The organism is Mitsuaria sp. 7, from assembly GCF_001653795.1.
Classification (GTDB): Bacteria; Pseudomonadota; Gammaproteobacteria; order Burkholderiales; family Burkholderiaceae_C; genus Roseateles.
Window position 1 is genome coordinate 2,201,086 of record NZ_CP011514.1, and the last position, 23,904, is coordinate 2,224,989.

At 68.7% G+C, this 23,904-nt stretch carries 28 protein-coding genes; 21 read left to right on the forward strand and 7 right to left on the reverse strand.

The features are described from left to right. Positions 1-336: 336 nt before the first annotated feature. From ABE85_RS09700 to ABE85_RS09720, 5 genes are all read left to right on the forward strand, one after another. Positions 337-1,254 carry a DUF2272 domain-containing protein gene (locus tag ABE85_RS09700; RefSeq protein WP_157522164.1) on the forward strand — a complete coding sequence of 306 codons (918 nt, stop codon included), beginning with the start codon at positions 337-339 and terminating at the stop codon, positions 1,252-1,254. Beyond that, complete coding sequence (locus tag ABE85_RS09705) at positions 1,251-1,889, forward strand: hypothetical protein (protein ID WP_067273237.1); 639 nt, start codon at positions 1,251-1,253, stop codon at positions 1,887-1,889. The genes ABE85_RS09700 and ABE85_RS09705 overlap by 4 nt, the downstream gene beginning before the upstream one ends. 217 nt (positions 1,890-2,106) lie before the next feature. Then, the gene (locus tag ABE85_RS28745; protein ID WP_157522167.1) at positions 2,107-2,880 is read left to right on the forward strand and encodes an ATP-binding protein; all 774 of its coding nucleotides are present in this window, start codon (positions 2,107-2,109) and stop codon (positions 2,878-2,880) included. A gap of 64 nt (positions 2,881-2,944) precedes the next feature. Continuing rightward, complete coding sequence (locus tag ABE85_RS09715; protein WP_067273242.1) at positions 2,945-3,619, forward strand: response regulator transcription factor; 675 nt, start codon at positions 2,945-2,947, stop codon at positions 3,617-3,619. Beyond that, entirely contained in the window at positions 3,610-4,416 is an 807-nt protein-coding gene (locus ABE85_RS09720) for a DUF4239 domain-containing protein (protein WP_067273245.1), read from the forward strand. The genes ABE85_RS09715 and ABE85_RS09720 overlap by 10 nt, the downstream gene beginning before the upstream one ends. A gap of 144 nt (positions 4,417-4,560) precedes the next feature. On the opposite strand, the gene ABE85_RS09725 is transcribed toward ABE85_RS09720, so the two are convergent. Beyond that, the gene (locus ABE85_RS09725) at positions 4,561-5,418 is read right to left on the reverse strand and encodes a hypothetical protein (protein WP_157522169.1); all 858 of its coding nucleotides are present in this window, start codon (positions 5,416-5,418) and stop codon (positions 4,561-4,563) included. Positions 5,419-5,817: 399 nt separating this feature from the next. Here ABE85_RS09725 and ABE85_RS09730 point away from each other — a divergent pair, with 399 nt between their 5' ends. After that, the gene (locus tag ABE85_RS09730) at positions 5,818-6,672 is read left to right on the forward strand and encodes a LysR family transcriptional regulator (RefSeq protein ID WP_067273251.1); all 855 of its coding nucleotides are present in this window, start codon (positions 5,818-5,820) and stop codon (positions 6,670-6,672) included. Between the two features lie 184 nt (positions 6,673-6,856). Next, complete coding sequence (locus tag ABE85_RS09735) at positions 6,857-8,152, forward strand: aspartate aminotransferase family protein (protein ID WP_067273254.1); 1,296 nt, start codon at positions 6,857-6,859, stop codon at positions 8,150-8,152. 47 nt (positions 8,153-8,199) lie between these two features. Here ABE85_RS09735 and ABE85_RS09740 read toward each other — a convergent pair whose 3' ends face one another. After that, positions 8,200-8,907 carry a DJ-1/PfpI family protein gene (locus ABE85_RS09740; RefSeq protein WP_067273262.1) on the reverse strand — a complete coding sequence of 236 codons (708 nt, stop codon included), beginning with the start codon at positions 8,905-8,907 and terminating at the stop codon, positions 8,200-8,202. Positions 8,908-8,957: 50 nt separating this feature from the next. On the opposite strand from ABE85_RS09740, the gene ABE85_RS09745 reads away from it, so the two are divergent. After that, positions 8,958-9,818, forward strand: coding sequence for a GlxA family transcriptional regulator (locus ABE85_RS09745; protein ID WP_231993271.1), 861 nt, complete (start codon positions 8,958-8,960; stop codon positions 9,816-9,818). Between the two features lie 30 nt (positions 9,819-9,848). On the opposite strand, the gene ABE85_RS27475 is transcribed toward ABE85_RS09745, so the two are convergent. Next, positions 9,849-9,995 carry a hypothetical protein gene (locus ABE85_RS27475; protein ID WP_157522172.1) on the reverse strand — a complete coding sequence of 49 codons (147 nt, stop codon included), beginning with the start codon at positions 9,993-9,995 and terminating at the stop codon, positions 9,849-9,851. Positions 9,996-10,267: 272 nt separating this feature from the next. On the opposite strand from ABE85_RS27475, the gene ABE85_RS09755 reads away from it, so the two are divergent. The 6 genes from ABE85_RS09755 to ABE85_RS09780 all read left to right on the forward strand — a co-directional run bounded on the left by ABE85_RS09755 (position 10,268) and on the right by ABE85_RS09780 (position 14,404). After that, positions 10,268-10,729, forward strand: coding sequence for a hypothetical protein (locus ABE85_RS09755; RefSeq protein ID WP_067273268.1), 462 nt, complete (start codon positions 10,268-10,270; stop codon positions 10,727-10,729). A gap of 39 nt (positions 10,730-10,768) precedes the next feature. Further along, complete coding sequence (locus tag ABE85_RS09760; RefSeq protein ID WP_067273270.1) at positions 10,769-11,437, forward strand: DUF2625 family protein; 669 nt, start codon at positions 10,769-10,771, stop codon at positions 11,435-11,437. Positions 11,438-11,505: 68 nt separating this feature from the next. Next, a complete protein-coding gene (locus ABE85_RS09765) occupies positions 11,506-12,765 on the forward strand; it encodes a hypothetical protein (RefSeq protein WP_067273272.1) in 1,260 nt (419 codons plus the stop codon). Between the two features lie 83 nt (positions 12,766-12,848). Continuing rightward, positions 12,849-13,337, forward strand: coding sequence for a YfbM family protein (locus tag ABE85_RS09770; protein ID WP_067273274.1), 489 nt, complete (start codon positions 12,849-12,851; stop codon positions 13,335-13,337). Between the two features lie 179 nt (positions 13,338-13,516). Continuing rightward, the gene (locus ABE85_RS09775) at positions 13,517-13,720 is read left to right on the forward strand and encodes a hypothetical protein (protein ID WP_082938494.1); all 204 of its coding nucleotides are present in this window, start codon (positions 13,517-13,519) and stop codon (positions 13,718-13,720) included. Between the two features lie 33 nt (positions 13,721-13,753). After that, positions 13,754-14,404, forward strand: a complete 651-nt coding sequence (locus tag ABE85_RS09780) for a hypothetical protein (RefSeq protein ID WP_157522174.1) — start codon at positions 13,754-13,756, stop codon at positions 14,402-14,404. Between the two features lie 33 nt (positions 14,405-14,437). Here ABE85_RS09780 and ABE85_RS09785 read toward each other — a convergent pair whose 3' ends face one another. Beyond that, positions 14,438-14,749 (reverse strand): ArsR/SmtB family transcription factor, encoded by a 312-nt coding sequence (locus ABE85_RS09785; protein WP_377154525.1) that lies wholly within the window; start codon positions 14,747-14,749, stop codon positions 14,438-14,440. 224 nt (positions 14,750-14,973) lie between these two features. On the opposite strand from ABE85_RS09785, the gene ABE85_RS09790 reads away from it, so the two are divergent. Then, a complete protein-coding gene (locus ABE85_RS09790) occupies positions 14,974-15,945 on the forward strand; it encodes a zinc-dependent alcohol dehydrogenase family protein (protein WP_067273283.1) in 972 nt (323 codons plus the stop codon). A 28-nt stretch (positions 15,946-15,973) separates the two neighbouring features. On the opposite strand, the gene ABE85_RS09795 is transcribed toward ABE85_RS09790, so the two are convergent. Continuing rightward, positions 15,974-17,971 carry a hypothetical protein gene (locus tag ABE85_RS09795; RefSeq protein ID WP_157522177.1) on the reverse strand — a complete coding sequence of 666 codons (1,998 nt, stop codon included), beginning with the start codon at positions 17,969-17,971 and terminating at the stop codon, positions 15,974-15,976. 256 nt (positions 17,972-18,227) lie between these two features. Between ABE85_RS09795 and ABE85_RS09800 the strand changes: the two genes are divergently transcribed. Together ABE85_RS09800 and ABE85_RS09805 are read left to right on the forward strand one after the other, a co-directional pair. Next, positions 18,228-18,800, forward strand: a complete 573-nt coding sequence (locus tag ABE85_RS09800) for a YceI family protein (RefSeq protein ID WP_067273290.1) — start codon at positions 18,228-18,230, stop codon at positions 18,798-18,800. Positions 18,801-18,806: 6 nt separating this feature from the next. Further along, complete coding sequence (locus tag ABE85_RS09805) at positions 18,807-19,955, forward strand: hypothetical protein (RefSeq protein WP_067273294.1); 1,149 nt, start codon at positions 18,807-18,809, stop codon at positions 19,953-19,955. Between the two features lie 66 nt (positions 19,956-20,021). Here the strand turns inward: ABE85_RS09805 and ABE85_RS09810 are convergent, their stop codons facing one another. Then, the gene (locus tag ABE85_RS09810) at positions 20,022-20,573 is read right to left on the reverse strand and encodes a TetR/AcrR family transcriptional regulator (RefSeq protein WP_067273297.1); all 552 of its coding nucleotides are present in this window, start codon (positions 20,571-20,573) and stop codon (positions 20,022-20,024) included. An 87-nt stretch (positions 20,574-20,660) separates the two neighbouring features. On the opposite strand from ABE85_RS09810, the gene ABE85_RS09815 reads away from it, so the two are divergent. The 3 genes from ABE85_RS09815 to ABE85_RS09825 all read left to right on the forward strand — a co-directional run bounded on the left by ABE85_RS09815 (position 20,661) and on the right by ABE85_RS09825 (position 22,562). Then, positions 20,661-21,635, forward strand: coding sequence for an NAD(P)-dependent oxidoreductase (locus ABE85_RS09815; RefSeq protein ID WP_067273300.1), 975 nt, complete (start codon positions 20,661-20,663; stop codon positions 21,633-21,635). A 91-nt stretch (positions 21,636-21,726) separates the two neighbouring features. Then, on the forward strand, positions 21,727-21,987 hold the full coding sequence (locus ABE85_RS09820; protein ID WP_067273304.1) for a hypothetical protein: 261 nt from the start codon (positions 21,727-21,729) through the stop codon (positions 21,985-21,987). A gap of 11 nt (positions 21,988-21,998) precedes the next feature. Then, on the forward strand, positions 21,999-22,562 hold the full coding sequence (locus ABE85_RS09825; protein ID WP_067273306.1) for a hypothetical protein: 564 nt from the start codon (positions 21,999-22,001) through the stop codon (positions 22,560-22,562). A 10-nt stretch (positions 22,563-22,572) separates the two neighbouring features. Here the strand turns inward: ABE85_RS09825 and ABE85_RS09830 are convergent, their stop codons facing one another. Continuing rightward, positions 22,573-23,331: a DUF72 domain-containing protein gene (locus ABE85_RS09830; RefSeq protein ID WP_067273309.1), complete on the reverse strand. Its 759-nt coding sequence runs from the start codon at positions 23,329-23,331 to the stop codon at positions 22,573-22,575. Between the two features lie 144 nt (positions 23,332-23,475). On the opposite strand from ABE85_RS09830, the gene ABE85_RS09835 reads away from it, so the two are divergent. After that, on the forward strand, positions 23,476-23,775 hold the full coding sequence (locus tag ABE85_RS09835; RefSeq protein WP_067273313.1) for a hypothetical protein: 300 nt from the start codon (positions 23,476-23,478) through the stop codon (positions 23,773-23,775). Positions 23,776-23,904: the final 129 nt, after the last annotated feature.

A 23,904-nucleotide genomic window follows, 5' to 3' on the forward strand; every position in this document is an offset into this window, starting at 1 on the left:
CGGGCCCTCACCCCCCGCCCTCTCCCGCAAGCGGGAGAGGGAGTTCACTTCTACCGCCGAAGGCGCTGACGAGGCTCTGCCGCAAGAGAGAGAGAGAGAGAAGGAGCAAGAGGCGCCGGCGCCGCGAGTAGCGCCGGTCGGACTCCCTCTCCCGCTTGCGGGAGAGGGCGGGGGGTGAGGGCCAGCGGCCACGGCAGTGAGGCAGACCCGAGTCTGTGCCCGCCGGAGCGGTTCCGGATTTCCCACCCGCAAGCTCAGCCTTCCTCCGATGCCCCGCACGCCGGGCTGCCCCGACGATGACCTTCCGCGTCCCCATTCCCCGACGCAGGAGGTCCCATGTCACAGCGTCATTGCCGGCGCGTGTTCCACCGCGGCGCGCTCCCTCGCGATCTCTCCCACGCCGTGCTGCTGGCGCTGCTCGCGCTCGTCGCGCTCTGGCTGCAGGGCTGCGCGCAGACGAAGCCGCTCGCGGCCCCACCGCCGTGGCCAGCCGACGATCCGGCGCCGATCTATGAAGTGGAGTCGCCGCGCCCCACCACCGGTCCCGACGCCCCCCTGACCGCCGGCCTGGGCGGCGAGTCCGCCCCACCGGCGCCGTCGACCGAACGCCTGCTCGCTCTCGCCCTGCAGGAGTGGGAACTCTGGGGCCGAGGCCGCTGGGACGCCGCCACCAACCTCACCGAGCACCGGCTCGACGCCCCGCGCCGGCAGGAAGCCGAGCCCTACCTCCACGCCCGCGTGCTGCTCTACTGGATCGGCGTGAAGGGCCCCGACTATCCGCTCCAGCGCACCCGTTTCGACGACGGCTCGCTGCGGCCCTGGAGCGCGGTCTTCATCTCCTGGCTGATGCGCAACGCCGGTTTCGGCGACCGCCAGTTCGAGGCCAGCGAGCTGCACTGGCATTACATCCGCGCGGCCCTGGACGGGAGCCGTCCGGGCCTCGAGGCCCGCGACGCCGCCGTCACCCCGCCGCGGCCGGGCGACGTCATCTGCGCGCCGCGCGACGCCCAGCCCGACGCGCCGGCCACCTTCGCCCAATGGAGTGCCCTGCCCCGCGCGTTACGCGGCCGCATCTGGACCTGGCACTGCGACCTGGTCGTGCAGGTGGACGGCAGCGAGCTGGGCGCCATCGGCGGCAACGTCAGCGACAGCGTCAGCTGGACCCGCGCCCCGCTGGACGCCGGCGGCCGGCTGGTCGCGACGCCGGACCGCGCCTGGACCGTGCTGCTCCGGCAGAAGGGGGTGCCCCCTTGAACCCGTCCGACGCGCCCAACGGGGCCACCGAGTCCGACTGCGTCCCCGTCACCCGCGACCGCAGGGCGGTCGTGCTCGGCTACTGGCAGGCGTCGGTGGGCGTGGCCACGGGCCTGAGCGTCATCGTCGGCGTGCTGATCTCGGTGACCCAGCTCGTCGAATGGGTGGACGACAGCAAGCGCGCCAACCTGACCGAGCGGCTGCAGTCGCTGCAGCACGTCTCCCATCTGCTGGAGCGCGACGAGCGCATCCGGCTGCGCGCCCGCGCCTTCCAGCGCGAGCTGCTCCCCGAGATCGGCCCGCACGCCCAGGAGCTGATCCGCCTGGCCGGCTCCGGCGAGGACCTCTACCTGAGCCAGGACATGGAGAACTTCGCCGCCGTGCACTTCCATTACGAGCAGCTCGGCGCGCTGGTGAAGCTGGAGTACATCGAGTTCCCGCTGGTCTACGAGGTCGTGCCCTTCCCCGACGACTACATGGCGGCCGTCGATCCGCTGCGCAAGGCGCTCGCCGAGCACTGGAAAGGGATCGGCAAGCCCCTTCCGGACCTGGGCTCCAACATCGACTTCCTGAAGAGCTGCTACGACCTGAGCCGTGCCACCCCGCATGAGCGGCCGCATTGCCCCCGCTCATGAACGCCCGGGGCCGCCGCGGGGAAGCACACGGGGAATGTCTCGCAAGCGCCTGTTTCCGGGGCTTCCGGACACCTTCGAGAGACCTTCCGGAACCTGCCGGAGCCTCCGGAAGGTTTCCGGAAGGTCGCGGGAGGCGGCGCCGCCTACCGTCTGTGGCATCGATCCCCCCGGATCGGTCGCCACACGACGACGCCGTACAGGCGCACAGGGAGCTCGCATGAACCTCACCCCACTCCGTCCTCATACCCCCCCGCCGGCGCGGCCCCGTCCCGCCGGTCCGACCGGCCGGCTCACCCGCGAGCACCGGTTGGAGCGATTGACCCGCCTTCAGATGACGCTCGCGGAAGCGCACGCCGATGCGGAACTCCGGGAACGCGAACGCGTCGCCCAGCTGCTGCATGACCAGGTCGGCGGCCTGATCGTCCGGCTGCGGCTGGCCTTCGGGGAGTGGCGCCAGGGCGCGGGCGCCCCGGTCGGCGCGGACCCGGGGCTGGCGCAGGTCACCGAGCTGCTCGGCGAGCTGTCGCGGACGGTCCGCTCGCTGACCTTCGCGCTGGCGCCGCCGGACTGGCACGGCGACCTGCCGACGGCGCTGGAGGCCGTGGCGGCGGAGCTGGGACTGCTCGGACCGCTGGCCATCCATGTCGACGGCGGCGCGATGGGGGCGCCCGGCACGGCCGAGATCCCCGCCGCGCATCGCGCGGTCGCCTGCCGCGTGGTGCGGGAGCTCTGCCTGAACGTCCAGAAGCATGCGTCGGCATCCCGCGTCGAGATCGAGCCGAAGGTCGACGGCGGCTGGTTGAGCGTGCGCGTACGCGACGACGGACGCGGCTTCCCGACCGGTCGGGGCGAGACCGACGCGCACGCGCACGGGCTCGGGCTGAGCGGCGCACGCGCGCAGTTGCAGGCGCTGGGCGGCGCGCTGGTGCTGCGCTCGGAGCCCGGCCGCGGAACCTGCGCGACCTTGTTGATTCCGCTGGATCCGGCGTGATCCGGCGCGTTCCTCCGCCTTCATCGTCACCTTCGTCTTCACGCTCATCGTCAGGGAGATCGTCATGACCCTTCGCATCGTCCTCGCGGACGACCATCAACTCGTGCGCGAAGGCCTGCGCGCGCTCCTGTCCCGCGACGCGGGGCTGGACGTCGTCGGGCTGGCCGAGGACGGCGCCGCCGCCGTCAAACTCGTGCGCCATCTGCAGCCGGATCTGCTGATCACGGACATCGCGATGCCGGGCCTCAACGGGATCGAAGCGACGCGGCGGGTCCGCGCCCACCATCCGTCGGTGCAGGTGATCTGCCTGTCGATGCACGGGGACCAGCGCAGCGTGGTGACGGCGCTGCAGGCGGGCGCGTCGGGGTACGTGCTCAAGGACGCGTCGAGCGAGGAGCTGCTGCGCGCCGTGCGCGACGTGGCCGGCGGGCGTATCTATCTGAGCCCGGGGCTGATGGGCGGTCTGGTGGATGAGATCCGCACGCGGCACCGGCTGCCCGAGGCGGGCACGCCGATTCCGGCGGGGCCGGCGCTGACGGCGCGGGAGCGCGAGATCGTCCAGCTCTTCGCCGAAGACCTGAGCACGCAGGAGATCGCGGACCGGCTCAAGCTCAGCGCGAAGACGGTGGCGACGCATCGCGAGAACGTGACGCGCAAGCTGGGCGTGCGCGGTGTCGCCGGCATGACGCGCTACGCGCTGAGCGAAGGCCTGAGCGAGGGAGGCGTGTCATGCCGCTGATCATCTATGAGGTGCCGAACTGGGTGCTGGGGCTGTCGCTTGTGCTGGCGTGGGTGGTGCTCGGGCTCGGCGCGCAGGCGCTGTTCCCGCGGCGCTGGCGCGAGCGCGCGACGGAGTCGGATCGCAACGTCGCGCTCGCGTCGCTGGGCGTGATCGCGACGATCAACTCGCTGCTGCTGGCGTTCTCGGCGGTGTCGGTGTGGGACTCGTTCAGCGCGGCGGAGCAGGCGGTGAGCCGCGAGGCCACGGCGATGGCGCAGCTGGGGCGATCGCTGGCCGTGTATGGAACGCCGGAGTCGAGGCTCGCGCGGGAGCGCCTGCGCGGGTATGGCCGGAGTGTGATCGGCAAGGAATGGGCGGCGATGCAACACGAGCAGCCGAGCCAGCCGACGCTGGACGCGTTCGATGACGTCTACCGGTCGCTGGGCGATCTTCGTCCGACGACCGGGGCGGAAACGGCGCTGGTCGAGCACATGTGGACCGAGGCGAATGACCTGCTGACGCAGCGACGCGCCCGGCTGGAGGCCAGCGACGGGAAGGTGCCGGTGACGCTGTGGGTGGTGGTGCTGGTGAGCTCGCTGCTCACCCTGGCGCCCGTCGCGGTGCTCCCCGTCACCGCCTGCAGTCGCGGGGCGATCGTGGTGCTGGCACTCGCCTTGGGACTGGTCTTCCATTTCGTCGCGGCCATGGATCGGCCATTCCTCGGCGCGGAACGCGTCACCTCGGATCCGATTGAGAACGCACTCGCCAATATGCAGAGGTGGGATGCGAGGAGTTTGCCGGTGGCGGCGAGATAGCGGCCTCGCCGGCGCATCATCCAAAGGTGGCCGATGGCGCATGAAGAGGACCGGTTGGGGCTACAACACGACAGGATGACCCGATCCCGAAGTACCTGTAGCTGCCAACTGGCGTCGCCCGAATTGCGCCATCGCAGAGCTTTCCTAGCTGCGGGGACTGCAGGTGAGTCTCTGGAAAGACGTGCAGTCATGCCCATTGCAGATCCGCTGATCGGAGATCACGACGGTCAGGCCGTGGTTCGGCTTGGCGACTTCATTGCTCGATGCCCCAAAGCCTTTCGATGCGCAAAAGGCATCCGCGGCCGGCTTGCCGCAATGGGTCGCCCACTCCCGACACCAATCGAGCTGGACGATGTCGCCGCTCTTGAGCTTCAGTTCAGGAGAGAAGACGGTGAGCGATCCATCCGCCGCGCGCTGGGTCGCCATCATCGAATAGCCGCGCGGCGCGCGTGAGCACCTCATGTTCACGTCTGTCACGAAGCGCCCGTCGCTGGAGGTCCAGACGGACAACGAGGTGGCCAATTCGCCCGCCGGACACCTGCCCTTGCGCGGCTTGCCTTTGCCACGCGGCAGGTTGTTGCTTCCTCCGAAAGCGAGGGCCGATTCGGTCACCGTCTGCGGCGGGGCGAGCGTGCTGCACTGCAGGGTCACCCTGTCGGCGAACGCGGCATCGCCCTGACGCACGTTCGCGACTTCCCATGCGCTCACGGCAGACCCCGCGGGACAGCGCTGCGTGATCGCACCGCCGCCCTTTCCGCCAACGGGACGCCCTGCCCGCCCGTCGATGGGCAGGAGGGTCCTCTCGTTCCAGCCGGCGCAGGTCGGCCCCACGGCATCGATCCAAAGACCGGCTTTCCCGGTGAGGCCTGTGACCCACTGGTCCTTGCCGCACGAGGCTTCGGCGCCCACAGTGAGCGAGGCCCACGCAGGGGCGGCGATGGATGCCATGGCGATTGCCAAGGCCCAAGCCAAAGCCCGCATGCGGATGAGTGAACGTGCCATCTTGGCCTCCTCCCTGTGCAGGTGGATCGTGCACCTGCCAGCGAGGACGGACATCCCTAGTTGTGAAGCGTCAAGACCGTGACACCGAGCGGCCGAAGGAACGACCTGCAGCCGGACGCTGAACTACCACCCCAGCGCTCGACCCTTCGACTCCCATTCGAAGTCTTGCGCGAGGACATCGATCGAGCACTGGTCGCCAAGGATCAGGTAGTGCCTGAGCTGCCAGCGCTGCGCTTCGGCAGTTCGCTACGTCGAGTTCTCAGCGACGGGGTCAGGACTTGCCACCGGCGTCGGGAACCACCACGGAAATCCTGTTGCCAAGCGGTCCGACGGGCAGCGCCGGAACGACGCGTAGGATGCGGGATCCCCTCTCCTTCCCTCGCGAAAGCCTCCCCGCCCGTGACCGCCCACCTCGACTTCGACCTGCTCCGCAGCCTCGTCGCCGTCGCCGAGACCGGCGCGCTCAGCAAGGCCGCGGAGCGCGTCGGCCGCACGCAGTCCGCGCTGAGCATGCAGATGCAGCGCCTGGAGGACGTCGCCGGCCAGCCGCTGCTGCACCGCACCGCGCGCGGCGTGACGCTGACCGCCGCCGGCGAACGGCTGCTGGCGCACGCCCGCGAGCTGACGCGCCACCACGACGAGGCCCTCGCCGAACTGCGCGGCGTGGACGTCTCCGGCGTGCTGCGCTTCAGCTGCCCCGAGGACTACGCCGTCGTCTTCCTGCCGCATCTGCTGCAGGGCTTCGCGAGCCTGCATCCGCGCGTCCAGCTCGAAGTCGTCTGCGCGCCGACGCCCCGATTGCACGAGCTGCTGGCTCGCCATGCGGTGGACCTGGCCCTCGTGTCGGTGGAGAACGCGGACGAGCCCGGCGTCATCCGCCGCGAGCCGCTGGTCTGGGTCGCACGGCGCGGCTCGGCGGTCGCCGGCATGACGCCGCTGCCGCTCGCGCTGGGCGCGCAGGACGCGCTGGACCACGTGCTGGCCCGACGCGCCCTCGAGGCCGTGGGCCGGGAGTTCCGGCTCGCCTACGCGAGCAGCAGCCTGGCCGGACTGATCGGCATGGCGCGCTCCGGGCAGGCAGTGACCGTGCTCACGCGGACCTCCGTGCCCGATGACCTGGAGATCCTCGACGAGGACAGCGGCCTGCCGCCGTTGCCGGTGATCGGGGTGACGCTGGCGAGCGGGCGGGAACGGCCCTCGCCGCTGACGGCCGCCTTCGCGGCGCATGTGCGCAAGGTCCTGCCGGCCGCCTGAGCGCCACTTGAGCGCCACTTGAGCGCCACACGTGCGCTGCTCGACCGCTACTCGAGCGTCTCCTGGGCGCCTCCCGCGCGCGCCACCGATGCACGCCGCTGATGCCAGCCATCAGCACTACTCGCTTCCCGGGCGGCCGGGATCTCCGTAGGCTCCTGCCCGTCACGAGTCCAAGGAAGCCGCCATGTCACGCAACGCCGACCCCACGTTCTGGGCCCGTTCCCGCCAGCATCTGATCCGCTACGGCGGCAGCTTCGAGCCGCTCATCATCGAACGCGCGCGGGGCAGCTTCGTCCACGACGCCGACGGCCGCGCGATCCTGGACTTCACCTCGGGCCAGATGAGTTCCCTGCTGGGGCACGGCCACCCGGAGATCGCCGCGGTGATCGCCGACCGCGCGGCCAACCTGGACCACCTCTTCAGCGGCATGCTCAGCCGGCCGGTGGTCGATCTGGCGACGAAGCTGGCCGAGGTCGCGCCGCAGGGCCTCGAACGCAGCCTGCTGCTGAGCACCGGCGCCGAGGCCAACGAGGCGGCGCTCAAGCTCGCCAAGCTGTACACCGGCAAGTACGAGATCGTCGGCTTCGCGCAGTCGTGGCACGGCATGACCGGCGCGGCCGCGTCGGCCACCTACTGCGCCGGCCGCAAGGGCTACGGCCCCGCGTCGGTCGGTTCCTTCGCGATCCCGGCACCCAATCCCTACCGGCCGCGCTTCGGCGGCGCCGACGACTGGCAGGCCGAACTGGACTACGCCTTCGACCTCATCGACCGCCAGTCCAGCGGCAACCTCGCGGCCTTCATCGCCGAACCCATCCTCAGCTCCGGCGGCCTGATCGACCTGCCCGTGGGCTACCTGCGCGCCCTGCAGACGAAGTGCCGCGAGCGCGGCATGCTGCTGATCCTCGACGAGGCGCAGACGGGCGTCGGGCGCACCGGGATGATGTTCGCGTGCGAGCGCGACGGCGTCTCGCCGGACATCCTGACGCTGTCGAAGACGCTGGGCGCGGGCATTCCGCTGTCCGCGGTGCTGACCACCGCGGAGATCGAGGAGCGCTGCCATGAGCGCGGCTTCCTGTTCTACACGACGCACGTCTCCGACCCGCTGCCCGCCGCGGTGGGCCTCAAGGTGCTGGAGATCGTCGAGCGCGACGGCCTGGTCGAGCGCGCGCGCGTCGCCGGCGCGCGGCTGGAGACTGGCCTGCGCGCGCTGCAGCGCGAGTTCGACTGCATCGGCGATGTCCGCGGCCGCGGCCTGCTGCTGGGCGTGGAGATCGTGCGCAGCCAGGCCGGCAAGGAGGCCGCCCCCGAACTCGGCGCGGCCATCACCCGCGCCTGCATGGCGCACGGCCTGAGCATGAACATCGTGCAGCTGCCGCTGATGGGCGGCGTCTTCCGCATCGCGCCGCCGTTGACGGTCAGCGACGAGGAGATCGACCTGGGGCTGTCGCTGCTGAAGCGGGCGATCGAAGACGTGGTCTGAGGCGTCGTCTAAGGTCTCGTCTGAGGCTTCGTCCGAGGCCTCGGTGCTCAGCGCCCCCCTGCGACATCTCCCGCCGCGCGGTGCGCCAGTTGCTCCGCCGCCTGGGCGACGGCGGCCGCGCGGATCGGATATCGGGCCTTTCCGGCCTCCAGGCATCGCTGCACGATGTGCGGCGGCGAGGTCTCCGGCGTGCCGCCGGGGAACGGCGGCTGCGGGTCATATTCGATCTGCAGCTGGATCTGGCGCGCGGTGTCCTCGTCGCGCATCAGCGCGACGGCCTGCAGCGCCATGTCGATGCCCGAGGTCACGCCACCGGAGGTCAGCAGATGGCCGTCCACGCAGACGCGCGCGTCGTCGCGCAGCGCGCCGAAGGCCGGCAGGAACTCCCGCGCGGTCCAATGACAGCTCGCGCGCTTGCCGCGCAGCAGTCCGGCCGCTCCCAGCAGCAGCGAGCCCGTGCAGATGCCCATCACGTAGGACGCGCGGGCGGCCTGGGACGCGATGAATTCGATCCACGGCGCCTGCGTCAGCAGATCGTCGGCGCCCGGACCGCCGGGAACGACGAAGATGTCGCAGGCGCCGGCGCTTGCGAAGGTCGCGGTCGGCGTCAGCACCAGGCCGCGGTCGGAAGTGACCGGATCCAGGCTTGAGGACACCAACGAGACCGTGGCGCCGGGCACCCGCGCGAGCACTTCGTACGGACCGGTCAGGTCGAGTTGCGTGACGCCGGGGAACAGCAGGACATTGACTTGCATGAAGAGGCTCCTTGAGACTCGTCACGATAAGGAAACGACAGGAGGCACGCGTGCCAGAAACGCGCCGGATTGCGCCAATCGACATCACCTTCCTGCTGTTCGAGGGCTTCCAGCCGATCGACCTCGCGGGGCCGTGGCAGGCCTTCGTCTCGGCCAACGAGGAGAGCGGCCAGACGCGCTACCGGCTGGCCACCTGCGGTACCGCGGACGTGGCCGCGACGGTGGGGGCCGGGCTGCGACTGCAGGTCGACCGGGGCCTGTCCGAGTCGCTCGCGGCGGACCTCCACACGGTGATGGTCCCGGGTGGCGAAGGCGTGCACCGCGTCGCCAGGACGCCCGAGATCCTGGCCTGGCTCAGGGCCGCGGATGCGAAGGCGCAGCGGACCTGCAGCGTGTGCACCGGCGCTTTCCTGCTGGCCGAGGCCGGCCTGCTCGACGGCCGGCGCGTGACGACCCACTGGCGCGCCGCCGCGCTGCTGCGGCGACGCTTCCCGGCGCTGCGGGTCTCCGATGAACTGATCTACAGCGAGAGCGGCAAGTACTGGACGTCCGCGGGCGTGACCGCGGGCATCGACCTGGCGCTGATGCTCATCGAGCGCGACTGCGGCCGGACGGTGGCGCAGCGGGTGGCGCGGCGGCTGGTGGTGCCCTTGCGCAGGGATGGCGACCAGCGCCAGTACAGCCAGGCGCTGCGCGCCCAGGACCGCGCGGGCGCGCCCTTCTCCGACCTGATGGATCGCGTGCTGGCGAGGCCGTCACACCCGTGGACCATCGACGAGATGGCGGACCTCTGCCACATGTCCCGCAGGACGTTCCAGCGGAAGTTCACGGCGTCGTTCGGGGTGGCGCCGGGGGAGGCGATCGCGCGATGGCGGGAGGAGCAAGGCGTGAGTCGCAGGAGCCCGTCCTGAGGCAGATATCCGTCCGCAAGCAGATCGGCATCACTTCAGCGCGAGCTCCTTCGGAGCAATTTCCGGAACGTCCTCGCCTTGCAGCTGGGCCTCCACGGTGTGCCCGCCCTGAAGCGCTTCGACCTGCCGGTCACGGGTGCTGTCGACACGAGCCAGCACCCGATCCAGAAGTTCCACTGGGGCGACTACACGGCCAGTCCGGGGGGCCGCTATACCTACGAAGTGCACGCATTCCGAGGCCATCCGATAGCGCTGGTGGACGACGACCTCGGGAAAGCGCTGGAGGAGGCGCCGGCCCAGGTGTTCGGTCTGCTGAACAATGATGGCGTGGCCCCGAATCCGTGGAGGAAGTGCGGGCGAAACCACTCAGGGGTCAGGACTTGTCAGAGACCATCTACGGGGCCACGTGAGGACGTATCCTCCTCCCGGCTTCAAAGGCATCTCTGCATATGGACCTCAGCCTCTCATTCCAGGACAACCAGACCGGTCACAAGGACCTCGTTCTTCGCTTCGCGGGACAGGAACGGATCTGCGATTCGTACTACCTGGTCATCGACGATGGTCTTCCTTCCGTCGGTGAAGACGAACGCAAGATCCGGGCGGTCCTCTTGCGACTCCTGGAGCAATGGCTCGAAGTCGTTCAAGGCTTGAAGGCCGGTGAGATCGGCTATCTCCCCTACGACCTGTCCGACCAATACTCTGGCTGGTTGCGCTGCACCGCCACGCCGGACGGGTACACCCTGGCCCAGGGCTGGTCGACCGTGGAAGGATGGTCGTTCCCCCCTTCCGATGTCGGAGACCTCCTTCACCACCTCGAAGGCTTCCGCGTCGACGGCCCGGTGCTGGAGGTGGCTCGCGACGATCTCCTGTCGGCCATCCGCGCGTCGGCCTCGCTGGCACGTCAGCCATGACCTCCGACCTTCACCAGTGAGCCTCATGGCGCAACCCGCATGAAAAGCCTCGACGAGTTGATCCGGACCGAGGATCCCGCCTGGCCGACGGTGTCGGCGTGGATCGAGTCTTGCCCGAACGTATGCGTCCTTCCCACCGACCCCGCGACTGCTGATGCGGCGCTCCTCGCCCTGCAAGTCACGCTGCGCTCGCCGATGGGCGCGCTGGTCCACCACACGGGCGGACTGCTCGTCGACCACGGCTGGCTGCGCATCCTTGGCGCCGGGGGCCCGCGGATGCGGCGCTCGCTGCCCGGCTGGACGACGGACCACGCGCCGTTCGACGAGAACGGGCGCCCTGGCTTCCTGCTCATCGCCGATGACGTGATGGGCGGCTTCTTCGCCCTGAACGGCGGCGGTCTCGGACCGGACCTCGGGCACGTCCTGTACTTCTCACCCCAGTCGCTGGACTGGGAGGACTTCGCCGCGAGCTACAGCGCCTTCCTGACCTGGGCGCTCTCTTCCGACGTGCCGGACTTCTATCGACCACTCCGCTGGCCCGGATGGGAGCGCGACATTGCGGCCGTCTCGGGTGACCAGGCGCTGTCGGTTCACCCCTTCCTCTGGCTTGAAGGAATTCCCTCGGCCGAGCGCACGCGCCGCCCCATTCCAGTGGGCGAGAAATACCAGCTCACTATGGATGTCGCCTGGCAGATCAGCAATCGCTGAACGCTGGTCGACGCTGAATCGAATCCTTCCTCCACAATCCGCCCCAACCAGACAGCAGGGACTTGCTCATGATGGAATGGATCCGCTGGCATTTCAGCAAGCCGACCGCGGCTGACGTCATCCAACGCGTCGTCAATCGCCTGAACGATGCCGGCGCCACGCAGGTGACCTTCAAGGAAGATTCGCCCGAGGTCACCTTCACGCTCAACGGCACGCAGATGCACTCGCATCTGGCGCATCTGCTGAGTGACGTCCTCCGGGCCAAGGGCGGCCGCGCGCGCGACGCCGAGGTCCGCCGGTACGTGGACGGCGTGATGCTGCGTCCGATGTCCAAGGACCTGCCCGAGCATGCCGAGGACTACGCCAGCGTCCGGTCCCGCCTGATCCCCCTGCTGCGCACGCACGCCGACATGGGCAAGAACGCCCTGAACGCCGCCAACAGCCTGAGCCTGGGCCAGGACGCGCCGCCTCGCGAGACCAACGACACGCCCTGGCGCGCGGTCGTCGGCGACTACGTCGCGATCCTCGGCCTGGACACGCCGGAGAGCACCGCCCGCGTCGCGCAGGGCATGCTCGACCGTTGGGGCGTGAGCTTCGACGACGCCTTCGACGACGCGCTCCAGAACCTGCGCGGGCTCCCGGAGAACGACGGCTGGCAACAGGTCGCACCCGGACTCTGGCAGGGCGCGTGGAACGACTCCTACGAATCGTCGCGGCTCTTCCTGCCGGACGTGATCTACCGCTCCGGCGTGGCGCATCCCGTCGTGATGGTGCCGCTGCGGCACGTGCTGTTCGCGACGGACGCCAACGACCTGGCCGGCCTGACGCTGATGGCCGCCGCGTGCCGCCGGATGCAGCAGGAGCACACCCGCTGGCTGTCCTGCCGCCCGCTGCAGCTCGTCGAGCGCGAGTGGCAGCCCTTCGAGCCGCCCGAAGCGCTTCGCGCGCAGTTCCAGGCGCTGATCGCCGTCGAGGACTCGGAGGACTACACCACGCAGAAGAACCTGCTGGAGCAGCAGCACGCGCAGGATCCGGCCGCCCCCTTCGTGGGCTCGGTCCAGCTGCTGCAGTTCAAGGACAGCGACCGGGTGGTGAGCTACTCGGTGTGGTCGGACGGCGTGGACACGCTGCTGCCGCACACCGACCTGGTGGCTTTCGCCTCGCAGGAGAAACCGGATCAGACGGTGATCGTCGCCTGGGCGGATGCCGTGCGCATCGCGGGGCATCACATGCAGCGCGTCGACGGCCTGCATCCTCCGCGTGTGCGCGTCAGCGTCTTCCCGACCGAGGATGAGCAGGCGCAGTTGAGAGCGGTGCAGGCGCTCTGAGTTCCCCGGTCCGCATCCATTGCGCGATCGCCCCGTGACCCGACCTGGACCGATCGGATGCCAGGCACAAGGAGAAACCCACCATGTCGATGATCGGCAACTGCCTCAGCATCTCGGTCGAGCAGCTGGACGAGCTGTACAAGGACCCGGACCAGGCCGAGGCGCTCGCCTACCCCGAGGACGATGACCAGGACGATGCGCTCGACCTCGACAAGTCCTGGCACCTCATCCACTTCCTCCTCACCGGGAAATCGTGGGGCGGCGACGGACCGCTCGCCCATGCCGTCCTGGGAGGCGATCCGTTGCCCGACACCGACACGGGCTACGGTCCCTTCAGGGTGCTCGAGCCCGAAGCAGTCAAGGCCGCGGCGGCGGCGCTGGCCGACGTCTCCGGCGAGTCCCTCTGGGCCCGCTTCAATGCGAAGAAGGTGGAAGCCGAACAGATCTACCCGATCCCCTGGCGCGGCGATGCCGACGACCGCGACTACGTGCTGCACAACTTCGAGGCGCTCAAGCAGTACTTCCACGATGCGGCAGCGGACGGAAACGGCATGCTGCTCTGGATCGCCTGAAGGCGGTCGCCCCTCGGCGCTCCGGGAGTCGAAGCCCGCGGCGCAGTGAATGGCGCGCGCGGGACCCTTCACGCAAAGGCTTCCAAGACACGATGAAAATTCCGGCAGTCCCCCTTGTTCCGGCACCCGAGACACCCGAATCCCAAGCCATCGTCGGATTCAAGCGGGCAGGTCACCCCATGGGCGCTCGCCATCGGATCGGCGGCGACCCGGAATGGATCCAGGACCCGGACATCCCCGCCTGCGGATGCGCTCAGCCGATGTCCTTCTATGCCCAGATCGATTCCCTCGGCGATGCGGTCTGCATCGGAGACTGCGGGATGGTCTACGTCTTCATCTGCTGGGACTGCCTGACGACCAAGAGCGTCTTGCAGTCGTACTAGCACCAGGCATTGCAGCGCTCGCGCCGTGACGACATGACCAAGGTCGCGAGGACCGGTCCCTTCCAATCGCTAGACTTCGCGCATCGTTCGTCGCCGCGGACCGTCCTCATCCTGCTTCCCCGTTGGCGCCACCACCTGCTTGCCGACTTCTTCGCGTTCAAATACATGCAGCGCCCGGATGCGGTGTGGGCGCCGTCTCCGTTCTCGATGCGCACCTGCCTTAACCACCTCCTCGCCCTGGCGCTCTGTTCTTCGTTTGGCGCTTGCTGGGCGACCTCACGCATAGGGAATGCCGAGGTACTGCTTCAAGACGGGCAACCCTGCTTCTTTCTTTCCAGCAAAGATGTGAAGCGGGACCCGATCGCGAAGCTGCAGGGCATCTCCGTCTCGGATCTGTCCACCCGACCGGTGGCGACTGTCTCATGGGTCATGTTCGACGCCAGCCCCGCGGTGCCGCAGTCCTCCGCCGCCTGCTACGTCTATGGGCAGTTCCCGCCCGCATCGAAGTCGGGCCCTATGAGCACATTGACGAATGGCAAGGTCTACTCGGCCTTCCTGAACGTGTGCCCCAGCGACACGTCCGATCCGACCCGGGGCTATGACGTGAGCTTCTGCCTCGCCGGCGAAGGCGCCGAGCGACGCCTGGTTCCCGCGGAGTTCTGGCGCAACGGTTCATGCCATTGACGGCAACCGCATGAGGCTTGGCCAGCCCCCTGGCTAGAGCTCCCGCGCCATCCGCTTCGCCAGCGCCGCGATGGCCCGCTCGTCGCGCCGGTAGTACGACCAACGGCCCGCCCGCTTGACGGTGACCAGGCCGACGCTCGCCAGGTCGGCGAGGTACTTCGAGGTCGTCGAGAACGCCAGCCCCTGCCCCTCCTGGATCGACGACACGCAGACGCCGTCGACCAGCGGGTCGCCCTCATCCTGGGGCGGGAAGCTCCCGGGCGTCTTGAGCTTGCGCAGGATCTCCAGACGCTGCGCATTGGCCAGCACTTCGAGCACGCGGAGCAACGGCACTTCTTCGGACATAGGCGGAATCAAGCGTTCGATCAGGCGTTTGAGCGGCCAGTGTACGGGCGGCTCGCGCGACGAATAGCAGCACGAACCCGGCCGCGCAAGACCTGACCCATCACCATCGACGGCGAAAGGGTCGAAGCCGGCCGCCTCAACGTATCGATGATTTGCGATATGACAATGGACCCGTTCCGCGGAAATCGGCGGAGCGAGACCCATCCCAACTTCTGCGAGTCCCCATGAAAGCCATCGTCCTGACCGCCTTCGGCGGCGTTGAGAACCTGCAACTGCAGGAGGTCCCCGTGCCGGCCGTCGATGCCGGCGAACTGCTCGTGCGCGTCGTCGCCACCTCCGTCAACCCGCTCGACTACCAGATCCGCCGCGGCGACTACCCGGCGTACGTGCCCCTGCCGGCCGTCATCGGGCACGACGTGTCCGGCGTGGTCGAGCGCGTGGGCGCCGGCGTGAGCGACTTCAAGCCCGGCGACGAGGTCTTCTACACGCCGAAGATCTTCGGCCCCAAGGGCGGCAGCTACGCCGAATTCAACGTCGTCCCGCAGGAACTGGTGACGCACAAGCCGCGCAACCTGACGCATGCCGAGGCGGCGTCCACGACGCTGGTCGGCGGCACCGCCTGGGAAGCGCTGGTCACGCGGGCCCGCCTGCAGCCCGCCGAAACCGTCCTGATCCACGGCGGTGCGGGCGGCGTCGGCTCCATCGCCATTCAGCTGGCCAAGACGATGGGCGCCCGGGTGTTGACCACCTGCAACGCCCGGCAGTTCGAGTTCGTCCGTTCGCTCGGCGCCGATGAGGCGATCGACTACGAGTCCGGCGACTACGTCGACCATGTGCGCGAGCTGACGGGCGCGCGCGGCGTGAACGTCGTGCTGGACACCATCGGTGGCAATACGCTGGAGCGCTCCCCGCACGTGCTGGCGGACGGAGGACGCGTCGTGTCGATCGTCGACATCGCGACGCCGCAGAACCTGGTGAACGCCTGGGGCGTGAACGCGGAGTACCACTTCGTCTTCACGCGGCAGAACCGCGGCAAGCTGCTCGCGCTCAAGGACCTGCTGGAGCGCGAGCGCATCCGGCCGGTCATCGGGGCCACGTTCCGGCTGTCGGAGATGGGCGCGGCGCACACCGCGCTCGAACAGCGTCGGGATGGCGATCGGCCGTTGCTCGGCAAGGTGGTCATCGAGATCAGCTGATCCGGCAGCTGCATGTCGCAAGCCTCGTTCAGACCGGTCGTTTGGCTGCTTCCAGCTTGGCGATGAATTCATCCTCAACGACACCGGCAAGCCTCGGCCCGATATCAGGCTCCCGCGTCAACGCCTGGCGTAGATCGGCGTAATTGCGAAGTGAATACACAAGGGACTGCAACGCAATCACGGCGCCATACGACTCCGCCGGCAGCACCAAGTCACTCAGGGCATCGCCGAGCGCATTGAGATCATGGGTGCCCGGCGACCAGTCTCGTCCACCCAAATGCCCCTTCAACAGCGCGGGCAAGCGGAGCATGGACGCCGCGTGGGCGGCAAGTATCTTCCCCGCGCTTGCGTCGATGACGGCCTTGATTTCGTTGCGGACTTCCGCCGTCTGCGGAAAGGCATCCTCGGCGGTACCGCGCAACATCTCCCGTGTGGCGGGATCCCTCTTCAGCGCGTCGATGGTCAACGGCGCGTCGGCAAACCGGACTTCCGCGGCTGCCACCAGCCGTTCACACAACGTGCGCGACGACACCTGCCAGTTATGCACTGCCTTGAAGTAGAGCGACAGATTGACCGCTGCATTTCCCAGGCTGCCCACGTTCTGACTGGTGGAGATGGCCTTCCGATGCTCCTGTGCGACCTGGGCGGGCCCGCTCCCGGGTGTGTTCTTCGCCTGCTTGAAGCCGTACTCGATGAAGCGTTTCCCGCCGCCGCCCGTGCCGGTCACCAGCGACGCTTCGGGCATGAAATGCATCGACTGCTTGAGCACATCACTTCCACGCGGCAAGGCGTTCAAGCCCAGGAACCGCTTTAGATTTCCCGACTCAAAGGTGTACTTTCCGAATATCTCCCCCTGCGTGCTGTCGTTGGGTGCCTTCTGATTGCTGCGTAACGCTCCGGCATGCACCAGTAGATTGGCTTCGGAAAGATACGGAATGCGTGGATCCACGTCGGACAGTCCGTCCCGCACGTCCTGATCCAGGTCGCTGGCATATTCGGGCAAGGCCATGCTGCTGCCGTCTGGCGCGTCGCCGGGATCGACTGCGTTGTCTCTCCGACGAACGCGATACCCACCGGCGAGCAGGAGAGGAACGGTCTTGCGATGCTTCCATTGATCGAGTATCTCGCTCTGGTAGACGTCATACACGCCACGCCCGCCCTGGTCGGGCGGCGCCTTGGTACTGGGAGCATCGTCGTCGGCCACGTGGTGGTAGACCGCGTCCACCGCCGGACTGCGTTGCAGCAGCAACTGCTCCATCTGACCGGTGACTGGCGCCTTGGCAATGGTTTCTCGGACCGTGCCGTAAGGGATGTCTGCCTTTTCCAAGGTGCCCAGCTTTTCCCTTTCAGAGTCAGGCATGTCGGCCAACTCGCCCCGCATTTCCGGTTCGCTCACCACCTGACGGTTGAGCTTGTTCTGCCACTGTCTGGCCCATCCGAAACTCACGATGGCCACCGGCCAGTTCTGCGGCGTAGCTGCCTCGACTGCAGTCCGGGTTGCCAGCGCCGCGACCTGTCGATTACCCAGGCCGGCCCAGGCATTCACGCCAACGACCAGGCCAAAACGCAGCAGCGCCTCGGCCGGATCAGCAAAGCCTTGCGCGTAGGTTGCGCCGATGGCATCGACTCCCTTGCGTGTGGGCGTCGTCGGAATGGTGGCAAGGATGCCGATGCCTTGGCCTGCGCTCTTGGCCTTCTCGGCCTGCCCCGACGGTTTTGGATCCAGCGTCCTCTCCAGGACGTCCAACACCTGCACGTTTTTCGTGAGCTCCCACCTGGCTTGCGCTTCGGCAGCCGTATGGAAGCGCTGGATGACCGGTGGATTCAAGCCGGCCAACTGCCGGCGTTGAGCCAGCATGCGGGGGCTGTCGGCCAGCGCCTCGACCTGCCGGCGCTGGGCAAGCAGTCGGGGGCTCGCACTTTGAACGCCGGTCTGGTTCGAACCATGCTGCGGCGCAGCGTCGGTGGTCGTCGCCGCGGCGGCACGATGGCTGGATGAAGCCGATGAATGAGGCAGGCGTGACACGATGGAATGTCCCTCTGAAATGCATTGATGCCGGCCCGCGAGGAGGCAGCGTATCCGTGACCCGGGATACTCGGAGTGGTCCACATCGCCACCCTGACTTCAATCGGCAGAATGCGGATTTCGATCTGGAGGCATCGTTCTTTCAACGCACGAGTGGCCATGCTTTCTACGAACCTTGATCCGATCTTGTCGAAATCCGCCGACCTGACCCGTCGTCAAGGCGGCATCACTGCCAAACCTCTTCAAAGGACTACCGATGAAACCGCTGCTGCTCGCCCCCGCCCTGCTCTCCCTGGCCGTCGCCGCTCAAGCCGCGCCCGCGACCTACGACATCGACCCGACGCACACCTACCCCAGCTTCGAGGCCGACCACATGGGCCTGTCCAACTGGCGCGGCAAGCTCAACAAGAGCGCGGGCACCATCGTCTACGACAAGGCCACCGGCGCGGGCAGCGTCGACGTGAAGATGGACCTGGCCAGCATCGACTTCGGCCTGGACGCGATGAACGCCTGGGCGACCGGCGACAAGTTCTTCAACGTCGAGAAGAACCCCAGCGCGACCTTCAAGGGCCGCTTCGACGGCGCCAAGGCCGGCGTGCCGACGCAAGTCGTCGGCGAGCTCACCCTCAACGGCAAGACCCGGCCCCTGACCCTCGCCATCCACCAGCTCAAGTGCGTGCCGCACCCGATGCTCAAGCGCGAGCTCTGCGGTGCCGATGCCTCGGGCAGCTTCAACCGCGAGGAATTCGGGCTGGCCGCCGGCAAGGACTACGGCTTCAAGATGGACGTGACCCTGCGCATCCAGGTGGAAGCCCTCGCGAAGGAGTGAGGCTTCATGACATGCCTTCGGCTTCGCGCCATCGCCGCCATGCTGGCGCTGGTGGCTGCTCCGGCGATCGCGTCATCCGCGACCGCCGGCCAGGACTGCTCGGAGAGCGGCGTCTGGCTGGGCACGATCGGCAAGGCGTCGGTGTCCATGGCCTTCAGCGACGGCACGGGGCGCTACTACTACGGCAACAGCGCGATGGACCTCGTGCTCACCCGCGATGGCGCGCGCACCGACCGTTGGATCGAAACCTCCCTGAAGGGCAAACGGACGGGCCTGCTCACGCTGTCCTGCGGTGACACGCTCACCGGCACGTGGACGGACGCGTCCGGCGCGCGCGCCGCCCCGATCCTGGCGGCACGTCCTGCGCCGCGGCCCGACGACGCTGACGCCGACGTCAAAACTGAGGGCGACGCCGACGAGCAGAAGCCCGATGCCGAAACGGTCGCGGTCGAGGCCTATCTCCGGGCGCGCAAGGCGAATCCGCCGGCCGTGCGCCGGATTGCCGAACGGATGGGACCGCACCGTTTCGTCCGCTATGGCATCCACGACTTCGGCGCCGTGGGCGCGGAGCTGCAGGGCAAGGAACGCGGCATCCAGACGATCAACGGGGTGCTGCGGAAGCAGTATGAAGGCCTGTTGGCCAACGCATGGGGCTGCACGTATTGGGCCCTGACGTTGGGCGGCCCCGGCCGTGCCGAGGAATTCGCCTCCTACGACCGCGTGGCGTTCTGGCACGGATCGACCGTGGTCATCGAGACGTCGGAATCCGCCTGCGGACGCGAAAGCACCATCGACCATCGCAGGATTTCCGCCTACGACACGACCACCGGCAAGTCCGTGGACTGGCCCCATCTGTCCTACGAGCGGCGACGGCCCGCGCCGGCGGCCCTGATGGCGGCCCTGGCCACGCACTACCGCGCCAGCGAGGCGGGCAGGACGGCCCGATGCGAAGGCTTCCTCGGCCGGCGGATCCACATCGAGGGCTGGCCGGAGCAGGACGGCCTGGTCGTCACGCTGGCGCTGGACGTGAACGACCCCAGCGCTGCATCCCTGGCCGAGTGCGAGGAGCGGCTGACGCTCCCGTTCGATGACGCCTTGCCCCTGCTCGAGCCTGGGGACCGGCGGATGCTCCAGGGCCTGCTGGCCCAGCCGTGAGCGCTGTCAATCGGCGGGACATCTGCTGGCTGCGCGCTCACGTCAGGTCTGAAGTCATCATCGCCCTCAACCGCCCCGCGGCGCCAGCGCGGCGATCACCGCGTTGAAGATCAGCTCGCTGGTCGCCTCGACCTCCTTGCGGACCGCTCCCGGCCTGGCGAGCGACAGCACCCCCTGCGACGCCGCCCACACCGCGCGCGCCGCCGCGTCGACCGGGCCGGTCAGCCGGCCCGAGTCGACCAGCCGCTGCACATGGCCGCGCATGACCGCGTAAGGCTGGTCGGACAGCTCCGGTCTCGCGAGCGCATGCCGCGCGAACATCGCCGACAACGCGGGTTGCTCCAGCGCGAAATCCACCGCCACGTCCCAGCCGAAGCGCAGCAGCTGCATCGGCTCCTCCGTCCCGCGGGGCGCCCGCTTGCGGCGCATGAACTCGACCAGGCCGCGCTGGACGAGCGCCCGCTCCAGCCCGTCCTTGTCGCCGAAGTGGTGGTAGAGCGTCGGCGCCTTCACGCCGGCGAGCTCGCAGACGGCGCGCGTCGTCAATGCGGACGCCCCGCTGGCTTCGAGCAGCTGCGCGGCGGCGTCGAGGATGGCGGATTCAGTGTCGATTTCCATGGTTCCCGCGTCGGTTTCCGGAACTGCCTTGACACGCAGTATATCAGCGCTATACGCTTTCTATAACAACGCTATAGAAAGGTTCCCATGACCCGTACCTGCCTGGTGACCGGAGGCTCCGGCTTCGTCGGTGGCCGATTGATTGAACGCCTCGTCGCAGAAGGCTGGCACGTGCGCGCGCTCGCCCGTGGCGACGCCGCGGCGCAAAGTGTACGCAGGCGCGGCGCCGAGCCGGTGCTCGGCGCGCTGGACGACGCGGCCGCCCTCCTCGCGGCGGTCCAGGGGTGCAGCGTCGTCTTCCACGTCGCCGCGCTGTTCAAGTTGTGGGGCGATGCTGCTGAGTTCGAACAGTCCAACGTGGCGGGAACCGCCAGGCTGCTGCACGCGGCCCGGCAGGCGTCGGTGCGCCGCTTCGTGCAACTGGGCGCGGCGGCGGTGGTCCTCGGTGAACCCGCCCCCCGGCTGCATGCGACCGAGTCCTTGCCGCGGCTTGAGCGGCAATGGGCGCCCTACAGCAGCTCCAAGGCGCGCAGCGAGGCGCTGGTGCTCGCGGCCAACCGGCCCGGTCAGTTCGAGACGGTGGTCCTGCGGCCGCCGATGATCTGGGGCGACGGGATGCCGATGCTGGATCACCTCGTCGACGGCGTGAAGGCCGGGGATTTCCGCTGGGTGGGCGACGGCTCGCAGGCGATGTCGACCGTGCACGTGGACAACGTCTGCCGCGCGCTCGAACTCGCGGCGGATCGCGGTGAGAGCGGCCAGGCCTACTTCATCAGCGACGGGGTGGACCAGACGCTCAAGGGCTTCCTGTCCGCGCTGCTGAAGACCCGCGGCGTCGCGCCGCCGACGGCTTCGGCGCCGCTGCGCATGGCCTGGCTGATGGCCGGCGCCATGGAGTGGATCTGGCGCACCTTCTCCCGCCCCGGCGAGCCGCCCATCACGCGCCAGATGCTGAGCCTGATCGGCGCGCCGTTCACGCTGGACATCGGCAAGGCGGAGCGGGAGCTGGGCTATCGGCCGGTGGTGTCGATCGAGCAGGGCTTGCTCGGCATGCGGGGGTGATGGCGGCATCGGCGTGTGCAGCCGCGGGGGAGTCGTCCGGCGCGGCCACGCGCCACGCTGTTACCCTCTCGGCCTCGTCGAAGGCTTGTTCATGCTGCACATCTCCCCCATCAAAATCGCCGCCGGCATCGCGGCTGTCCTCCTGGCCGTGACGGGACTGTTCTATTTCTCCGAGGCCCGCCAGGGCGTGGTGAACATGTTCGCGGCCCGCAAGAAGCCCGCATCCACGAGCGCGCAGACATCGCGCCAGGCCGAGGTCGCGGCCACCGCCTCCGGCGTGCGGGTCATCCCCATCGGCGTGGCGCCCCAGGCGAGCTCCGCGCCCGCGAGGCGCTCGTCGAGCGGCGGTTGAACCGCCCCGCCATGCGCCTGCCCCGTCGCTTCGACGACGCGCTGATGACGCCACCCGATGCGGTCGGTGCAGCCGATGCGGCGTTGTCCGCTTCGCTTCGCGCCTGGTGCGAGAGCGGTGCTTTCCCGACGCTGACGGCGCCGTTGCGCATCGCCAGCATCGCGCCGCACGCCGATCTCGACGGCGTGGCCTGCGAACTCGACGGCAGTCATGAACTGGCGCGCCTGAGTCGCTGGCAAGGCCTGTGGTGGCGCCTGCAGATCCTGTGGCGCGAATGCACGACGACACGCGGGACAGGGCCTCACGATCCGTGGGACTGCGGTTGGTGGCGGGAGGACTCCTTGAGCACCGCCGAAGCGTTCCGACCGCGGCGCGCCACGCTGCTGCTGATCCGTGAACCGGACGCCGCGACCATGGCAGCGCTGCTGGCCACGCTGCGTGGGAACAGTCCGGCCTATACGAAGCCGGTGCGCGTGCTGGTGGTCTCGGCCGAAGCCGCAACGGGCATGGAGCGCCTCTACCTGGCGAATATGCGCCGGGCGCCATCGACGTCATCGACGCCATCGACGCCTTGAGCAAACGCGGTCACGTCGGCCGGCCGAGCAGTGCCTGCAGACGCAATGCGTCGTCCGCCGCCGCACCAGCAGCGGTGTTGTCGAAGACACACCAGACCTCCGTGCCGGCTGGCCATCGCGACACCTCCGCGGCACGCGCGGCCAGCCAGTCGTCCTCATAACGCGACCAGTACATGCGCGGCGATCCATGCCAGCGGTAGTAGACCGTCGCGCCACGCCCGTCCCCCTTCTCTCCCAACCAGCCTCCCGGTTCTCCCGCACCCGCGGGCCTGGCAGGATCGGCGGCGACACGCCCCACACGTTCCTCGATGAGCAGCCGCTCGGCGGCCGGGGTGAACCAGCTCGGATGGCGGGGCTCGCACAGCACGGCGCCCTCGAATCCGGCGTGGACGGAACGGAAGAAGGCGCGTGCCGTCCTCGAGTCCAGGGCCAGCGAAGGCGGCAGCTGCACGAGCAACGCAGCGAGCCGATCTCCGAGCCCGGCCAGCGACGTCGTGAACGCCTTGACCTCCGCGCGCGGCACCTTCAAGCGTGCATCGTGCGTCATCGCCTCCGGCAGCTTGGCCGAGAGGCGGAAGTCAGGCGGGGTCTCCGCCGCCCAGCGTTCGAACGTCGCCGGCCGATGGGTGCGAGTGAAGGTGGTGTTGATCTCCGCGCAGCCGAGGACGCGTGCATAGCGCGCCAGGTGACTGTCCTCACCGGGAAAGGACGCCGCAACGGCCTTGGGGATGCTCCAGCCGGCAGTGCCGAGGCGGACGTTGATCGACATGCGAAGAGTTCTGGACGAAGGGCTCTCCGGATGGCAAACCGCGCGCCGCGCGAACGATGTTCGCCAGGCTTACCCAGGCGGCATGCGCCTTGCCAGTCTCCTGCTGTCGGTGTCTTTGCCGACGCGCACAACGTGGAGACCACCATGGCTCAGCAACCTAACGCGCAGAACCCGCAGCAGTCCCAGAGCGGACAAGGCCAGCAGAAGCAGCAACAGCATCAGCAAGGCCAGCAAGGACAGAACCAGCCCGGCGGCCAGCAGCAAGGCTCCGGATCGCAAGGTCAGCAGCAGTCGCCGCAGCAGGGTCAGCCCAGCAGCGGCCGGCAAGGCCAGCTGAACCAGGGCTCGCAACAGCAGAACCCGCAGACTTCGCGTGATCAGTCCAACCGCGCTTCGCGGGACGACCAGGATCAGGGCAGCGATTCGTCGCGAGACGACCGCTGATCCCACGCCCCTCGAACGGCTTTGCGGCGGCCCCTGCCGCAGCAGGCCCTCATCGAAGCCCCGCCCTGCCGGGGCTTTTTTCCGTCCCGCCCATTCATTGCGCCCATTCATTGCGCCCGTTCATCCCGC

Bases quoted from the DNA above. Each gene is read 5' to 3' on its own strand.
- ABE85_RS09780 (WP_157522174.1), top strand. From the start codon at position 13,754: ATGACCAAGGTCGCGAGGACCGGTCCCTTCCAATCGCTAGACTTCGCG.
- ABE85_RS09785 (WP_377154525.1), bottom strand. From the start codon at position 14,749: ATGTCCGAAGAAGTGCCGTTGCTCCGCGTGCTCGAAGTGCTGGCCAAT.
- ABE85_RS09775 (WP_082938494.1), top strand. From the start codon at position 13,517: ATGGGCGCTCGCCATCGGATCGGCGGCGACCCGGAATGGATCCAGGAC.
- ABE85_RS09815 (WP_067273300.1), top strand. From the start codon at position 20,661: ATGACCCGTACCTGCCTGGTGACCGGAGGCTCCGGCTTCGTCGGTGGC.
- ABE85_RS09765 (WP_067273272.1), top strand. From the start codon at position 11,506: ATGATGGAATGGATCCGCTGGCATTTCAGCAAGCCGACCGCGGCTGAC.
- ABE85_RS09755 (WP_067273268.1), top strand. From the start codon at position 10,268: ATGGACCTCAGCCTCTCATTCCAGGACAACCAGACCGGTCACAAGGAC.
- ABE85_RS09835 (WP_067273313.1), top strand. From the start codon at position 23,476: ATGGCTCAGCAACCTAACGCGCAGAACCCGCAGCAGTCCCAGAGCGGA.
- ABE85_RS09760 (WP_067273270.1), top strand. From the start codon at position 10,769: ATGAAAAGCCTCGACGAGTTGATCCGGACCGAGGATCCCGCCTGGCCG.
- ABE85_RS09725 (WP_157522169.1), bottom strand. From the start codon at position 5,418: ATGGCACGTTCACTCATCCGCATGCGGGCTTTGGCTTGGGCCTTGGCA.
- ABE85_RS09740 (WP_067273262.1), bottom strand. From the start codon at position 8,907: ATGCAAGTCAATGTCCTGCTGTTCCCCGGCGTCACGCAACTCGACCTG.
- ABE85_RS09770 (WP_067273274.1), top strand. From the start codon at position 12,849: ATGTCGATGATCGGCAACTGCCTCAGCATCTCGGTCGAGCAGCTGGAC.
- ABE85_RS09805 (WP_067273294.1), top strand. From the start codon at position 18,807: ATGACATGCCTTCGGCTTCGCGCCATCGCCGCCATGCTGGCGCTGGTG.
- ABE85_RS09735 (WP_067273254.1), top strand. From the start codon at position 6,857: ATGTCACGCAACGCCGACCCCACGTTCTGGGCCCGTTCCCGCCAGCAT.
- ABE85_RS09820 (WP_067273304.1), top strand. From the start codon at position 21,727: ATGCTGCACATCTCCCCCATCAAAATCGCCGCCGGCATCGCGGCTGTC.
- ABE85_RS09825 (WP_067273306.1), top strand. From the start codon at position 21,999: ATGCGCCTGCCCCGTCGCTTCGACGACGCGCTGATGACGCCACCCGAT.
- ABE85_RS09700 (WP_157522164.1), top strand. From the start codon at position 337: ATGTCACAGCGTCATTGCCGGCGCGTGTTCCACCGCGGCGCGCTCCCT.
- ABE85_RS09720 (WP_067273245.1), top strand. From the start codon at position 3,610: ATGCCGCTGATCATCTATGAGGTGCCGAACTGGGTGCTGGGGCTGTCG.
- ABE85_RS09800 (WP_067273290.1), top strand. From the start codon at position 18,228: ATGAAACCGCTGCTGCTCGCCCCCGCCCTGCTCTCCCTGGCCGTCGCC.
- ABE85_RS09810 (WP_067273297.1), bottom strand. From the start codon at position 20,573: ATGGAAATCGACACTGAATCCGCCATCCTCGACGCCGCCGCGCAGCTG.
- ABE85_RS09790 (WP_067273283.1), top strand. From the start codon at position 14,974: ATGAAAGCCATCGTCCTGACCGCCTTCGGCGGCGTTGAGAACCTGCAA.
- ABE85_RS09715 (WP_067273242.1), top strand. From the start codon at position 2,945: ATGACCCTTCGCATCGTCCTCGCGGACGACCATCAACTCGTGCGCGAA.
- ABE85_RS09830 (WP_067273309.1), bottom strand. From the start codon at position 23,331: ATGTCGATCAACGTCCGCCTCGGCACTGCCGGCTGGAGCATCCCCAAG.
- ABE85_RS28745 (WP_157522167.1), top strand. From the start codon at position 2,107: ATGAACCTCACCCCACTCCGTCCTCATACCCCCCCGCCGGCGCGGCCC.